Annotated in this window: 10 protein-coding genes and 1 pseudogene; 7 read left to right on the top strand and 4 right to left on the bottom strand. The window is 57.8% G+C overall.

The annotated features are described in order from the left end of the window. The 3 genes from OEL83_07660 to OEL83_07650 form a co-directional block, all read right to left on the bottom strand. Positions 1-1,464 carry an HlyD family type I secretion periplasmic adaptor subunit gene (locus OEL83_07660; GenBank protein ID MDK9706913.1) on the bottom strand — a complete coding sequence of 488 codons (1,464 nt, stop codon included), beginning with the start codon at positions 1,462-1,464 and terminating at the stop codon, positions 1-3. Then, positions 1,457-3,595, bottom strand: a complete 2,139-nt coding sequence (locus OEL83_07655; protein MDK9706912.1) for a type I secretion system permease/ATPase — start codon at positions 3,593-3,595, stop codon at positions 1,457-1,459. The genes OEL83_07660 and OEL83_07655 overlap by 8 nt, the downstream gene beginning before the upstream one ends. Positions 3,596-4,264: 669 nt before the next feature. Continuing rightward, entirely contained in the window at positions 4,265-5,302 is a 1,038-nt protein-coding gene (locus tag OEL83_07650; protein MDK9706911.1) for a rod shape-determining protein, read from the bottom strand. A 249-nt stretch (positions 5,303-5,551) separates the two neighbouring features. On the opposite strand from OEL83_07650, the gene OEL83_07645 reads away from it, so the two are divergent. The 6 genes and pseudogenes from OEL83_07645 to OEL83_07620 all read left to right on the top strand — a co-directional run bounded on the left by OEL83_07645 (position 5,552) and on the right by OEL83_07620 (position 10,572). After that, on the top strand, positions 5,552-6,088 hold the full coding sequence (locus OEL83_07645; GenBank protein MDK9706910.1) for a hypothetical protein: 537 nt from the start codon (positions 5,552-5,554) through the stop codon (positions 6,086-6,088). A 2-nt stretch (positions 6,089-6,090) separates the two neighbouring features. Further along, positions 6,091-6,330 (top strand): 4Fe-4S dicluster domain-containing protein, encoded by a 240-nt coding sequence (locus tag OEL83_07640; GenBank protein MDK9706909.1) that lies wholly within the window; start codon positions 6,091-6,093, stop codon positions 6,328-6,330. A 1-nt stretch (position 6,331) separates the two neighbouring features. Continuing rightward, positions 6,332-7,384 carry a 3-methyl-2-oxobutanoate dehydrogenase subunit VorB gene (gene vorB, locus OEL83_07635; GenBank protein MDK9706908.1) on the top strand — a complete coding sequence of 351 codons (1,053 nt, stop codon included), beginning with the start codon at positions 6,332-6,334 and terminating at the stop codon, positions 7,382-7,384. Positions 7,385-7,513: 129 nt separating this feature from the next. After that, a pseudogene (locus tag OEL83_07630) lies at positions 7,514-8,272 on the top strand (thiamine pyrophosphate-dependent enzyme). 132 nt (positions 8,273-8,404) lie between these two features. Next, the gene (locus OEL83_07625) at positions 8,405-8,941 is read left to right on the top strand and encodes a 2-oxoacid:acceptor oxidoreductase family protein (GenBank protein MDK9706907.1); all 537 of its coding nucleotides are present in this window, start codon (positions 8,405-8,407) and stop codon (positions 8,939-8,941) included. A gap of 377 nt (positions 8,942-9,318) precedes the next feature. After that, positions 9,319-10,572, top strand: a complete 1,254-nt coding sequence (locus OEL83_07620; GenBank protein MDK9706906.1) for a hypothetical protein — start codon at positions 9,319-9,321, stop codon at positions 10,570-10,572. 110 nt (positions 10,573-10,682) lie between these two features. On the opposite strand, the gene hrpB is transcribed toward OEL83_07620, so the two are convergent. After that, positions 10,683-13,199 (bottom strand): ATP-dependent helicase HrpB, encoded by a 2,517-nt coding sequence (gene hrpB, locus OEL83_07615; protein ID MDK9706905.1) that lies wholly within the window; start codon positions 13,197-13,199, stop codon positions 10,683-10,685. A 183-nt stretch (positions 13,200-13,382) separates the two neighbouring features. Between hrpB and OEL83_07610 the strand changes: the two genes are divergently transcribed. Then, positions 13,383-14,336, top strand: coding sequence for a cation diffusion facilitator family transporter (locus tag OEL83_07610; GenBank protein MDK9706904.1), 954 nt, complete (start codon positions 13,383-13,385; stop codon positions 14,334-14,336). Positions 14,337-14,373: the final 37 nt, after the last annotated feature.

The following is a 14,373-nucleotide window of genomic DNA, read 5'->3' as shown; positions in this document are numbered from 1 at the left end:
TTATATCTCCCGTAAACTTTGATCTTTGTAGCGTAAAATCGGTCCTAAAAAGTACTCGATCATCCGTCTCTCCCCGACCTTGACGTCGGCGGTCACCGTCATCCCCGGGGTAATCACCCCCTGTCTGCCGTTGACCACATTGGGCAGCTGATAACCCTTCACCGACACCCGGATCGGATAACTCGGCCCCAGGTCCTTTTCGATGACCGCGTCCCTGGCCACCCACTCGATGTTGCCCTGCAGATCGCCGTAACGGGTAAAAGGATAGGCGGTGACCTTCACCGACACGTCCTGCTGCTCGGCGACAAAACCGATATCCTTGTTCAGCACCTTGGCCTCAATCTCCAGGCCCCCTTCGGTGGGGACGATGACCAGCAGCGGTTGGGCGGCGGTCACCACCCCGCCGACGGTGTTGATCGCCAGTTGCTGGACGATGCCATCGGCCGGGGCCTTCAGTTCAAAATGGGTTTCCTTGTTCTCGGCCTTGCTGAGCTGGTGGCCAAGATTTTCCCGGGTGTCCCTCGCCTCGGTTAAGGCCTTCAGCAAATCGCGGCGATACTCCGTTGCCACCACTCTTTTTTCTTCCTGAGCGCGAAGCAACCGGGCTTCCACCTCCTGCAGCTGGCTTTCGGCGGTCAGGAGATTATGCTGCACATCGCTGATCTCGATCTGCGCCTGAAGCAGGTCGGTATTGGAGAGGAGTTTCCGTTCCGCCAGCAGGCTCTTTTTCAGAAAGAGTTCCCGGGATAAAGGCAGAGACTCTTTCAGCCGCTTGAGGTTTCCCTCTATTGTTTCGCGCTCGGCGGAACACCGTTCTATGTCTCTTGCCAAGGTCACCTGCCGCTCTTTCTGGGCCGCAACCGATTGTTCGAGGAGACGGCGCTGCAGAGATGCCGTGTGCTCATCAATGCCCGGCGGCGGGACAAAAAGGTCCGTATTGTTTTGCAGCTCGGCCTCCAAGCGGAGAATGGTCAACTGGGCCTTGGCAAGGTCCTGACGCAGCGTGCTGACGTCGGCGACGGTATCGGTATTGTCCATCGACACCAGGGAGGCGCCTTTCTTGACCATCTGGCCATCTCGGACATGGATGGCGGTAACAATCCCCGGCTCCAGCGGCTGCACAACCTTGACCTTGCCTTTAGGAATAACCACGCCCATGGCATTAACGACGATGTCGATCCTGGCAAAACAGGCATAGCCGACGACAAAGGCCGCAAAGACCACGATGAAGACCAGCATGACCCGGGAAAACGGCGCTGGTGGCCTGTCGAGCACCTCCAGGGTGGCCGGCATAAATTCAGCGTCATGGCGCATCTCCTGGTGGGCTTTATACCTGGCGATGGACCGCGCCAGGGGCAGCCTCGCCAGGAGCGAAGGGCTATCGGTCGAATCCGCGGGCGGGGCAATCTGGGGACCCGATACCGGCAACCTGGTTTTGCCGTCACTGCTTTCTATCTCAGGCATAGATACCCTCCTGGATGGTATGCAGGCTGGCAAAGCGGCCCCCGGCGGCCAGCAGCTTCTCCGGAGAGTTGTTTTCGGCCACGCCGCCCTTTTCGAGGGTGATAATCCGATCGGCATGGCGCAGGGTCGAGAATCGGTGGGCAATGATGAAGACGGTACGGCCGCGACAGATCTCCCGCATGTTCTTCTGGATGACCATCTCCGATTCATAATCAAGCGAGCTGGTCGCCTCATCGAAGATGAGCATCCGCGGATTGGTGGCCAGGGCCCGGGCGATGGCCAGGCGTTGCCGCTGGCCGGTGGACAGCTGGATCCCCCGCTCGCCGACCGGTGTGTCATAGCCGTGCTGCAGCTCCATGATAAAATCATGGGCCCCGGCAAGTTTGGCAGCGGCAATGACCGCATCAATCTCCAGTTCGGGGATATTGAGGGTGATATTGTCGCGGATGGAGGAATTGAAAAGCACACCGTCCTGGACGACGACGCCGATCTGCCGCCGCAGCCATGAGGCATCGACCATGGACAGATCGACACCATCAATGAGCACCCTGCCCCGCTCCGGCACGTAGAGACGTTGCAAAAGCTTGGCGAGGGTGGTCTTGCCGGAGCCGGTGGAGCCGACAATGCCGACCACCTCGCCCGGGGCAACGGAAAAGGTGACATCACTCAATACCTCCGGACCATCGGGGCGATAGCGGAAGGTCACCCGGTCGAACTCGACCCTGCCGACAATCTCCGGCGGTGTCACCCGGTTCGGGTCAAATCCGGGCTCCCCCGGGCAATTGAAGATATCGCCGATCCTGGCGATAGAGATCTTCACCTGCTGGAACTCCTTCCACATCTGCGACAAGCGCAGGATAGGGGCAATCGCCCGGGAAGAAAGCATGTTAAAAGCGATCAGCTGGCCGACGGTAAGGTTGCCGGCCAGTACCTCCTTGGCACCGAACCACAGGAGCAGCACCGACAGGGCCTTGCTGAGCAGAGAGGTGACCTGGCTGATAAGATTGGCAAAATGACCGCTGCGAAAACCGTTCTTTGCGTGGTGACTCAGCCGATTCTCCCATTTTTCCTGAACCCTCGGTTCGGCGGCAACCGCCTTGATCGTCTCTATACCACTGAAGGTCTCGACCAGAAACGACTGGTTGGCGGCGCCGCTGGTGTATTTATCCTCAAGCTTGTCGTGGAGAAAGGGGGTTACGAAAAACGAGGCGCAAAAAAGCAGGGGCAGGGCAGCCAGGACGATCAAGGTGAGAAAGGGGCTGAACAGGAACATAACGGCCAGAAACACCACGAGAAACAGCAGATCAATACAGAGCATGATCCCTGACCCGGTAATAAACCGCCGCACCGTCTCCAACTCCCGCATTCTGGCTATGGTATCGCCAACCTGGCGGTTCTCGAAATAGCTGAGGGGCAGGGCAAGGAGATGGCGGAAAAGCTGGACGCCAAGGGTCAGGTCGATCCGGTTGGCGGTATGCGACAGCAGGTAGGCGCGTAGGGCATTGAGGACGATCTCAAACAGCGATACCACGACCAGAGCAAAAACCAGGACATCGAGGGTGGACAGGCTGTTGTTGCTTAACACCTTGTCGATGACGATCATAAAGACTAAAGGAGAAAGCAGGGAAAAGACCTGAACAAACAGCGAGGCCAACAGACAGTCGCGGAGAATACCACGATACTTCGCGGCCGCCCTGAGAAACCAACGCAGGCCAAAGGCCTTCTGTGCCCCTGCCTTTTCAGAATCCTTTTTCATCAGCAGTAATTTGCCGCTCAGTTCTGCCTGCAGGGCGTCGACCTCTTCCCAGGCCGCCCGTTCCGAGCCGGCCCTCTGGACAAGCACCGTCTTCCGGTCCTCACCTGCCTTGGCGAGAACGACAAACTCTCCGCTCCGCAGTTCGGCGACAACCGGATAGAAAGCCGTTCTGAGGTCGGAAAGCTTCTTCGCCACCACGGTCACCTGCAGGCCGATCCCCTGGAAGATCCGGGCAAGCTCAATGGGTGAAAGCTCGTTTTTCGTCCCGCTGAATTGGTGACGGATTTGCTCAACACTGAGCGGCGCCCCCTTCAGCCGGGAGATAATGGCCGCGCAAAACAGGCCGCTTTTAAGATTGGGTATGGCTGTCATCATGAATTTTCCAAGGGCTGATTTTGTGCGTCTTTAAAACCGCCAAGAGCCTGTACGTTGCGCTGCCGTCAATGACCGAAGACCATGGCTCCATAATCATCTACATTTACCTGGAGGCCTTGATTTTACAAGCGCAATTATACGTTTCCTGTTATTAAATTGGATCATGTTTAACACTATTCAACTAGATATTAACACTCCATTTTTGCCATACTAAACTTCTGATAAACACATTAGTTACAAAATATATAAACTTTATTTTCAAATAGTTATTGTATTTTTCCAACAATAAATATGCTCTTCAAAAAGAGTTTGTATAACATCTTAAATTTCCCATGTAAAGAATAAATGAACAGTTTGTATTCGACAAAAATGAACACTGTGTGGATATCTTCCGTTGACGTAAAAAGATATACTCCCAGTCAGAAAACAAAGCCCCTGAGAAACAGATATCCACAGTCTGATTAGGGGCAGAAAACACTTAACGGAAGGTGGCAGGCGATGGCTTTCTCGTAAGATGGACTGGGCTGATAACGGAGAGGGAGAGGAGAGGAGAGGACAGGACAGGAGCAGGGAAATCTGCAGGGTGAGACCGGTTATACCAGTCCTGACCCCCGCATATACCGCACAAGCATACATTTCGTTTGAGCAGAACAGCTGCTCAATTTAGCTTCAATTGATTCTTTGAAAACTCGGCCAGGCGATGTTGTCCCACCAGCACCGCTTGCCACTCCAATACTGCAGGGTCTGGGTGGCGCCATTGATGACCGCGTGCAGTGGATCGGCGGCAATTGTGACGGCCATTGCCGTTCGCCGGCTTATCGAGGTATCTATTCCTTCAATACATGCCCCGCCACCGGTCAGGCAAATCCCCGATTCGAGGATTTCGCAATAGCACTTTTCTGGCAGCTTTTTCAGGCTGCCGGCTATGAATCCGGTGATTTTGCCTATTACCGGGAGCATCGCCGCGACAACCACCTGATTGTCGATGGTTATTGACACCTCACGCCTTTTGACGACATCGATCCCGGAAATCGCCAACCACCGGTCCGAAGACGCCGGGTGACAGAAAACAGTCTGCAGCTCGCTAGTCAAGCGCTCAAGTTCATGGTCATAGATCTTGACGGCATAGCGGGCCATGATTGCCGAACGGATCGCCCGGTGGATGTCGCTGCAGGCGGTGCGCAGCGCCGAGGCAAAGATAATCCGCCCGTCGCGAAACACCGCCAGGTCGGTCACGCCCTCACCGATATCGATGAGCAGCTGCGCCGAGCCAAGGCTCACATCGAGGCCAGCACCGATCGCCGCCGCCCAGACCTCCGGCATCAGCGAGACCCGGGAAACTCCCGCCTGCAGGAGGGCACGGCAGAGGAGCTCTCGCTCTGCCTCTGTGGTATCGGTCGGCGCACAGGCCAGCGATACAGGGGCCTGGAAGAGTTTACGGGTCTTGACCACCAGGGGTTTCAGCAGGGAAATGGCGTTTTTCAAGTCGACAATGACCCCGCCGCGCAGGGGTGTAGCGACCAGGGTGCTGTTGATATAGCGAAAATATTCATCGGCGACACGGTCGCCGCCGTCTCTGACAAGACGTATCGTCGAGGGTCTTTCCATGATTTTGCCTCCACCGAAGGCGTAAAGCCGGGTATTGGCGGTACCGAGGTCGATGGCGATACTTGGCTGGGTAACAATCTTATTAAGTTTACTGAACATATCCTTCACGTCGTCATACCGGACAGGCAACAGGAGCCAGAAGAGAGCCTCAAAAAAGCGGCTCCACACAGAACCCTGCTGTTGATATAGCGCATAATCACCAATGGTCAAGACCCATTGCAGGCCCTGACTCTGGCCTGGGGACGCCCTGCCGATGATTTTTCTTCCTCCGGCTTTTGTTTTATCATGGGAAAGTATATCCTTACAGGAGACCATCCACCAATCGCCGCGTCACACAAGGAGGAAGAAATGAAACTCGTGTACAAAGAGGTGCCTGTCGAATTTCTCGCCGCCCTGCCGGAGGGCATAAAATATGTGCAGAAGCAGGGCAAGGATTTTCTCGTCATTGAACAACTGTACTGCAAAGACGGCCACAGTCTGATGGCTGACCATGTACGCCTGCACGGCGAACCGTCGATCTGCATCGATGCCAGAATCGGCTCAAAACAGGGGCGAATATTTCTTGACGCCTTCTGGGGCAGCCACGACAAGCTCTACAGCTTTTTGCCCGGCGAGGCGGACATGCACAGCATCACCGAGGCGCATTGCCCGCACTGCGGCATCAGCCTGATGACCGAGCGGCACTGCACCTATGAGGGCTGCGGCAGCAACCAGGCCATCCTTCTCCACCTGCCCGGCGGCGTCAATCGCATCCTCGTCTGTGCCAAGCACGGTTGCCCGGACCACGACCTGGTCATCCAGCGGGTATCCGACGAGATCACCCGCCGCGTCAAAAAAATCAATTACTTCGGCGAATTTCACGATGACATGTTTAGGGGAATCTGAATATGGGCCCTGAAGAGAAAAAAAATTACATCGACATCAATCCGAAACGCTGCAAGGGCTGCGCCGCCTGTGTTGTCGCCTGCCCCAACGGCTGCATCGAGATTGGCTCGGAGATCAATGGCATGGGCTACCAGTTCGCCCGTTTCGCCGTCAGAAAATGTATCGCCTGCGGCATGTGTTTCTACACCTGTCCGGAATTCGGGGCGATTACCGTCTACAAAAAACCACGCAAAGGGGCATGAGATGAGCCAGCATCTGATGAAAGGCAACGAGGCGGTGATCTACGGCGCCTTGCTGGGTGGGGCAACCCACTACTTCGGCTACCCGATCACCCCGGCCAGCGAAATCGCCCATGCGGCGGCCGAACTCTTCCCCCGCTGCGGCCGGCATTTCCTCCAGGCCGAATGCGAGGTCTCGTCGATCAATATGCTCTACGGAGCGGCGGCCGCCGGAGCCCGGGTCATGACCGGCTCATCCGGGCCGGGGCTGTCGCTGATGGCGGAAGGCCTGTCCTACCTGTCCGGTTCCGAGCTGCCGTCACTGGTCATTGATGTCCAGCGGGCCGGCCCCGGTCTTGGTTATATCTGGCCTGAGCAGGCCGACTACAACTTCATTGTCCATGGGGCCGGGCACGGCAGCCACAGCGGCGTGGTCCTTGCCCCAAACTCGGCGCAGGAGATGTGCGACTTCGCCTACAAGTCCTTTGAGCTTGCCGAGCGCTATCGCTGCACGGTCTTTATCCTCGCCGATGCCTATATCGGCCAGATCATGGAACCGGTCGAACTGCCGCGCCAGGTGCAGGCCAATCCGCATAAGGACTGGGCGCTGTACGGTGATGCGGCGAGTCGCGGCAACCTCATCTCCTCCATCTTCCTAAAACTCGAAGAACTGGAGGGCCACAATATCCATCTCCAGGAAAAATACCGGCGGATGGAGCGCGAGATCGTCGACTTTGAAGAAACCCAGACGGCTGATGCCGAATATCTTTTTGTCGCCTACGGCATCAGCTCGCGAATCTGCCATTCTGCCGTGCACGAGTTGCGCGACAAGGGCATTAAAGCCGGAATGCTCCGGCCGAAGACCCTCTTCCCCTTCCCGTCGGCCCGATTGCTGGAGCTGGCCGGCCAGGCGAAAAAGATGATCGTAGCCGAACTGAGCAACGGCCAGATGGTCCGAGACGTGCAGCTGGCGGTGCAGGGGAAGGTACCGGTCCTTCTCTACAACTGGATGGGCGGGCGCATCCCGACCACCGAGGAGATAGTCCGCCGCCTGGAAGAAGATGCCGCTGCCGGTTGAACGGCAGGACGCCGTAGGGTGCGTTTTACGCACCAGTACCAGAACAGCTGGTGCGTAAAACGCACCCTACGGGAAAAGAAAAAACCGAGGAAGCAAAATCCCATCGATTCAGGTCAGGGAGAACACAGAATGCACAGCATAAAACACCAAAAGGCCCATTCCCTTTATCCGACCTTTGACCGCAAGGCCCCCGGCGCCGATGTCAGCCATTATTGCCCCGGCTGCGGTCACGGCACTGCCCATAACCTCATCGCCGAGGCCATCGACGACCTGGGTATCCAGGACCGGACAATCTTCTGTTCGCCGGTCGGCTGCTCGGTATTCGGCTATTACTACTTCGATGTCGGCAATATCCAGTGCGCCCATGGCCGGGCACCGGCGGTGGCCTCAGCAATCCGCCGGACCAACGAGGAGGCGATAGTTATCTCCTATCAGGGCGACGGCGACCTGGCCGGGATCGGCATGAGCCAGATCATCCATGCCGCCAACCGCGGCGAGAACATCACCGTCTTCTTCATCAACAACGCCATCTACGGCATGACCGGCGGGCAGATGGCGCCGACCACCATCCTCGGCCAGAAGACAGTGACCACCCCAGCTGGCCGCAGTGCCGCAGGCGAAGGTTTCCCCATCGGCATGGTGGAGATCATCAACAGCCTGCAAGCCCCGGTTTTTGTCGAACGGGTGTCACTCGCCGGTCCGGCCAAGGTGATGAAGGCCCGCATGGCCATCCGTAAGGCATTGCGCAACCAGGTAGAGAAAAAGGGCTTCTCCTTTGTCGAGATCCTTTCGCCCTGTCCGGTCAACTGGAAAATGACCCCGGTAGAGGCCAGGCGCTGGCTGGAAAACAATCTCGAACCGGTCTTTCCGGTCGGCAATCTCCGCGATCTGCCAAAAGGCCCCTTTGATGCCGCTGACAAGAAAAAGACCAGGGTCAGCGACCGGAAACTCCTTGAGATCCTCGGTGTCAACGAGGAAGAGGTACATGCCGGAAGCGTCCGGCTACAGGAAGAACAGCATGTGAAGATTGCCGGCTTTGGTGGCCAGGGGGTGCTGTCGACCGGCGTTCTTCTTGCCAACTGCGCCATCGCCGAGGGACTAAAGACCACCTGGCTGCCGTCCTACGGCGCCGAGATGCGCGGCGGCACCGCCAATGCCAGCATCAACATCTCCCATGACACCATCGGCTCACCGATCGTCTCAAACCCGAATGCCCTGATCGTCATGAACCTGCCGTCACTCGATGCCTTCGAGGACACGGTGCGGCCGGGCGGCGCCATCTACGTCAACTCGTCGCTGGCCCCACGCACGGTGCGGCGCACGGATGTTGCCGCCTACCACGTGCCGGTAAGCGACATGGCCAACAATCTCGGGGCGATCCAGGCGGCCAGCGTCATCCTCCTCACCGTCTACGCCCTGGTTTCCGGGGCGATAACCATTGAGACCCTGCAGAAGGTCATTCCGCTGTCGATCAAACGGAAGAATCTGGTGGACTTAAATATGCGGGCTATCGAGGCGGGAATTGCCTGGCACGAGGAGAATTGCCGAAAGGAGTAGTGCTGGAAAAGAGGCCGCTCCCTTGATACTGCAAATCGAGGGGCACAGGTTCAGGATGCAAAAAGCTCAGAGGAGGGGAGGAAACAGAAGATACCGTTCGAGAAAGCTGTTTACAAAATTTTCGCGTGTTTGACTTATAACCTCTACTTTACCACTTGGCCATGTTACCCATCGACAATCTGTTGAAAAAATGCCTGATATTTACCTTGCACTTCACCCTTTGTGCTATTGGATTGCTACATTTCGTCCACCCTGCCCGAGCGGGGGAACTTCTCCAAACCCTTTCCGCGCCCTCTGGGCATACCTTCTATTCACTCGCAGTTGCTGAAGGCAAAATCGTAATCGGAGATATCTACCATAACATCAGTGTGCTAGATATGGCCAACGGCAGTCTTCTGCACACCCTCTCTGGACATTCCACCGGAATCAAATCAATCGCAGTCTCGGATGGTATAATCGTCTCCGGGGCTGGACGGGACGGAGCCACCAAGGTTTGGAATCTGACCAGCGGCAACCTGCTCCACACCCTCTCTGGAAACTTTGGGGAAGTCAATTCTGTTGCAATCGCCGATGGCAAAATCGTCTCTGGGGGGTGGCCAGAGACTGGCGGTGGCGGCCGAATAGATGGAGGGCTCATTAAAGTCTGGGATCTTCCCAGCGGCAACCTGCTCCACACACTCAAAGTCGATTCCGGCTTGGTCGAATCCGTCGCAGTCGCCCATGGCAAAATCATTGCCGGGGCCAGGCATGACGTCAAGATCTGGGATCTGGCCAGCGGCAACCTTATCCGTACCCTCTCCGGGCATTCCGACTATGTCAAATCCATTGTAGTCGCCGATGGCAAAATCGTCTCCGGGGCAAGCGACCGGACTATCAAAGTGTGGGATCTGGCCAGCGGCAGCCTTCTTCGTACCCTCTCCGGGCATTCCGGCTATATCAAATCCGTTGCAGTCGCCCATGGCAAAATCGTCTCCATTTCAGGCGACAAAACCATCAGAGTTTGGGATCTGGCTAGCGGTAGCCTTCTTCGCACCCTCCCTGAAAATGCCAATTGTGTTGCAGTCACCGATGGTAAAATCTTCTCAGGATCAGGAGACAAAACCATCAAGGTCTGGGACATAAACGAGACCATAAAAGTAGGACAGCAACGAGCGAAGGCGGAGATGGAAGCAAAACAGTTACAGGCTAAGATCGATGCGGATGCAAAACAGCAGCAGGCAAAGGCCGAGGCAGAAGCAAAACAAAGATTCGAAAAAATCCTCACTGCCGACAAACCTCAAGCAATGTATCTGGCCGCGGTCAAGTATGAAGACAACGACGATAGCGGAAAAGCCCAAAAGGTATATAAAGCCATCATGGATCGCTTCCCCGAGGACGCCCTGGCAATCAAGGCAGCAGACCGCTTGCTGAGCATGAAAAATGCCAGTCAGGCCCAGGCCTCAAACGCCCGCCAAGCTCAGGCAAATGCTTCTTCATGTAACAAACAATGTTCTGCACTTTATGAGGCTTGTCGAGCGCAATGTGCTGGCTTTAGCGACAGAGCTCCCAATTGGGCAGCGTCTTCTAAAAGAGGTGAATGTGAATCCCATTGCTATTCAGCTCAATCTGAGTGTAAAAGCTCGTGTCGGTAGCAAGTGGTGCTCGTGAGGCGAAAAATCTTTTTATGCATATCTAGCTGTTATTGTGGCACTTTACGATATTGAGTTTTTATGGGACCCAAGAAGAGACAAGATCGGACAAGTTAGCGGGCCTTTCTCTTCACCCCCCGCACCGCCTCGGCGGTAAGGGGATCATCCGGCCAGAAGTGTTTGGGGTAGCGGCCTTTCAGCTCTTTTTTCACCTCGGGATAGCCGCGCTGCCAGAAGCCGGCCAAATCGGCGGTAACCTGGATGGGCCGACGGGCCGGCGACAGCAGGTGAAGAAGCAGCGGCACCCTGCCGCCGCAGATGGCGGGCGTTGTCGCAAGCCCGAACATCTCCTGGAGGCGCACTGCCAGGAGCGGCGGCTCGCCGATGCGGTATTCGATACGGATCTTCGAGCCGCTGGCTACGGTCAGGCTGCTTGGTGCGTCCCGCTCCAGCTGCTGCTGTTTTTGCCAGCCAAGCATGGTCGTAAATATCTCGCGCAGATTGAGGCGTTTTAGTTGTGCGGCCCTGGTGATCCCGGCAAGATACGGCGAGAGCCAGGTAAGGTCCTCAAGCAGATACTCATCGGAAAGATCCGGCCACTCTCCTTCCTGCTGCCAGTTCCGCAAGAAAAGCACCCGCGCCTGGAGCTGCCGCGATTCCTGGTCCCAGGGCAGGCAGGCGGGTCCCAGGCGGCGTATGCCCGTTAAGAGCGCGGCACTGATCGCCTCTGACTCGCCGCCGTCCGGCAGAGTTTCTTCGTCGACGACGATTTTCCCGAGATTGACGCGGCGCACCGCCATGACCCTGGCGGCCGCATCATCCCAATACACCTCATCGCTTTGCGTAAACAACAGGGGATGATGGCGGCGAAGCGCATCAATGTCAACCGCCTCGGCCAGAAATATCCGTCCCTCCGTCCTGCCCGCATCAAGCTGCGGCACCACCAGATATTCAGCTGCAACAAGGTGATCGCCGGGCGGCAAAAAAGCCCCTCGGCCCCCGGCTAAGAGATAGCGTTCTCGTTGCCCAGGCCTCTGCCGGGCCAGCCGGTCGGGGTAGGCATAGACCAGGAGGTTGCCGATGGCCTCGGCGTGGCGCGGCCCGCTTGCACAACCGAGCTGCCCTTGCCAGCGCTTGCTTTCCCGGTCGATGCGTCGACAGGTCTCCGGATCACCACCCTCCCGGCGAAGGGCCGCGTCGCCGTCTTTTCGCCATAGCTCCAGGAGCTGCAGACGCAACCGCAGCTCCGCAGGACCTGGCGTTCCATCCCGGACGACTAGGTCGCGCTCCGCAAGGATGGCCGCAAGATCGCAGGCAAGAGGCCCCTGACCGAGGCTCCCCGCCATGAGTAACATATGGCCAAGACGGGGATGGACAGGCAGAGCGGCGATTTGCCGACCGGTTTCGGTAATCCGCCCGGCGGCGTTTATCGCCCCAAGGGATTGGAGGAGCTGGACGGCCTGCTGGTAGGCGCCCTGACGCGGCGGATCAAGCCAGCGCAATTCTCCAGGGTCGCGAGCACCCCACAGGGCCAGCTCCAATGCGAGCCCTGCCGGATCGACGGCAATGATTTCCGGGGGTTGAAAGGGCGGCAGGCTGTGGTCTTCTTCCCGTGTCCATAACCTGAGACAATACCCCGGCCCAAGACGCCCGGCCCGACCAGCCCGCTGCTGGGCCGCGGCCTTCGATACCCGGACGGTGGTGAGTCTCGTCAGGCCGCTTTTTGCCTCAAACCGCGGCCGCCGCGACCAGCCGCTGTCAACAACGCAAGCGATACCCTCGATGGTGAGACTCGTCTCGGCAATCGAGGTGGCGAGAATCAGCCGCCGCTGCCCCGCCGGATCGGGGAGGATGGCGCGGTCCTGCTCTCTTTGCGACAGGTCGCCAAAAAGCGGGACGATGATCATGCCGCGGCAGAGCGGTTCAGCCGCCAGCCGCCGCTGCACCTCTCTTATCTCGCCGGTGCCCGGCAAGAAGGCCAGGATATCGCCATCCTCCTCGGCGACGACCCGGAGGATTCCTGCCGCGGTTGTTTCAGCGATCCTGCCGCCGGCTGGCCTCGCAAGGTAGTCGACACGCACCTCGTGGCTTTGTCCGCCGCCGGTCACCACCGGGACACCACCTAAAAGAGCCGCCACCGCCCCGGTCTCAAAAGTCGCCGACATCACCAGCAGACGCAGGTCGCCCCGCAGCAGGCAGAGGTCAAGACACAGGGCCAGGGCCAGATCGGCATGGATGGAGCGTTCATGAAATTCATCGAAGATGATAAGACCGACATCCTCCAGCCCCGTATCGTTTTGCAATCGCCGGGTAAGAATGCCCTCGGTCAGTACCTCGATGCGGGTTTCCGGGGAAATCTGCCGGTCAAACCGAATCTGGTAGCCGACCCGCTGACCGACCTTCTCCCCCAGCAATGCGGCCATCCGCGCCGCCGCCATCCGCGCCGCCAAACGCCGTGGTTCGAGAATGAGGATTTTCCGGCCGTCGAGCCACGGCTCATCAAGGAGGGCTAAGGGAACCGCGGTGGTTTTGCCGGAGCCGGGCGGGGCGGAGAGCACCGCCGAGCCCTTTTGCAGGGCGGCTTGCAGTTCGCCAAGAATGGCCTTGATGGGCAGTTGCGAAAACGGCACGATTCCTCCACCACGTGGGCGTTGGCTGAAGCATCCCGGGCCGCCTTTTCACGGAAGACGGCAAAGGGGAGTTGCGAAAGCCGCATAGAACCCGTAAAAAGAGCGAACAGCAAGGGTATTTTTTCTCTGTTTTGCAGGCATGCTGCACAACGGAGCTTTTATCGCAACCAAGGAGCTCCCAATATGGCCGGACACGCCAACTCCCTCACCTCGATCCTCTTTGCCCTCGGGGCCAATATGGCAATTTTTTGCGCCAAGCTGGCCGCCGCCCTCTACACCGGCTCCGGGGCCATGCTGGCCGAGGCCATCCATTCCCTGGCCGACAGCGGCAACCAGCTGCTGCTCATCGTCGGCCTGCACCGTTCCAAAAGACAGCCGACCGCCGAACACCCCCTGGGCTACGGCAAGACCATCTATTTCTGGTCGTTTATCGTCGCCCTGATCCTCTTCAGCATGGGCGGCATGTTTTCGATCTATGAGGGCATCCATAAACTGCAGCATCCAGAGGCGCTGCACGCGCCCTGGCTGGCCATTGCCGTCCTGACCTTTTCAATTGCCGCCGAGTCGGTTTCCCTGTGGGGCTGCCTGCGCGAGGTCAACAAGACCCGTGGCAAGCGCAGCCTTATCACCTGGTTCCGGCAAAGCCGGGAAAGCGAGTTGCTGGTGGTTTTCGGCGAGGATATCGCGGCGCTTCTCGGGCTCTTCCTGGCGCTCGTCGGCGTCGGGCTTGCCATGGTGACCGGCAATCCTCTTTTTGACGCCCTCGGCAGCATCGCCATCGGCGTCCTCCTCGTTCTCATTGCCGTGGTCATCGGCGTCCAGGTCAAACAGCTGCTGATCGGCCAGGGCGTCGACCCAGAGACCCACAGAGCCATGGTCGACTTTCTCCTGGCCCAGGAGGAAATCATCCAGGTCTACAACCTCATCACCCTGCAACTCGGCCGCGATGTCATGCTGGCGGTGAAGGCGGAGATGCGGCAATACCCCAATCAACAGGCAATGATTGAAGCTATTAATCGTTGCGAAAAACGGGTAAAAGCGGCCTTCCCGCAGGTCGTCTGGTCGTTTTTCGAACCGGACCTGCGAGACGAGAAGTCGAGCATAGCCACCGACCACGGCCAGGGAGAATCCCATTGAAAACATCGGCCAAACACGTTAGGATCGCCGCAACCCT

The organism is Desulforhopalus sp. (genome assembly GCA_030247675.1).
Lineage (GTDB): Bacteria > Desulfobacterota > Desulfobulbia > Desulfobulbales > Desulfocapsaceae > Desulforhopalus_A.
This window is presented reverse-complemented; position numbering and strand designations above follow the sequence as displayed.

Excerpts from the sequence above, each read along its gene's own strand:
- OEL83_07640 (MDK9706909.1), top strand. The coding sequence starts at position 6,091 with ATGGGCCCTGAAGAGAAAAAAAATTACATCGACATCAATCCGAAACGC.
- vorB (MDK9706908.1), top strand. The coding sequence starts at position 6,332 with ATGAGCCAGCATCTGATGAAAGGCAACGAGGCGGTGATCTACGGCGCC.
- OEL83_07660 (MDK9706913.1), bottom strand. The coding sequence starts at position 1,464 with ATGCCTGAGATAGAAAGCAGTGACGGCAAAACCAGGTTGCCGGTATCG.
- OEL83_07610 (MDK9706904.1), top strand. The coding sequence starts at position 13,383 with ATGGCCGGACACGCCAACTCCCTCACCTCGATCCTCTTTGCCCTCGGG.
- OEL83_07620 (MDK9706906.1), top strand. The coding sequence starts at position 9,319 with ATGGCCAACGGCAGTCTTCTGCACACCCTCTCTGGACATTCCACCGGA.
- OEL83_07655 (MDK9706912.1), bottom strand. The coding sequence starts at position 3,595 with ATGATGACAGCCATACCCAATCTTAAAAGCGGCCTGTTTTGCGCGGCC.
- OEL83_07645 (MDK9706910.1), top strand. The coding sequence starts at position 5,552 with ATGAAACTCGTGTACAAAGAGGTGCCTGTCGAATTTCTCGCCGCCCTG.
- OEL83_07650 (MDK9706911.1), bottom strand. The coding sequence starts at position 5,302 with ATGTTCAGTAAACTTAATAAGATTGTTACCCAGCCAAGTATCGCCATC.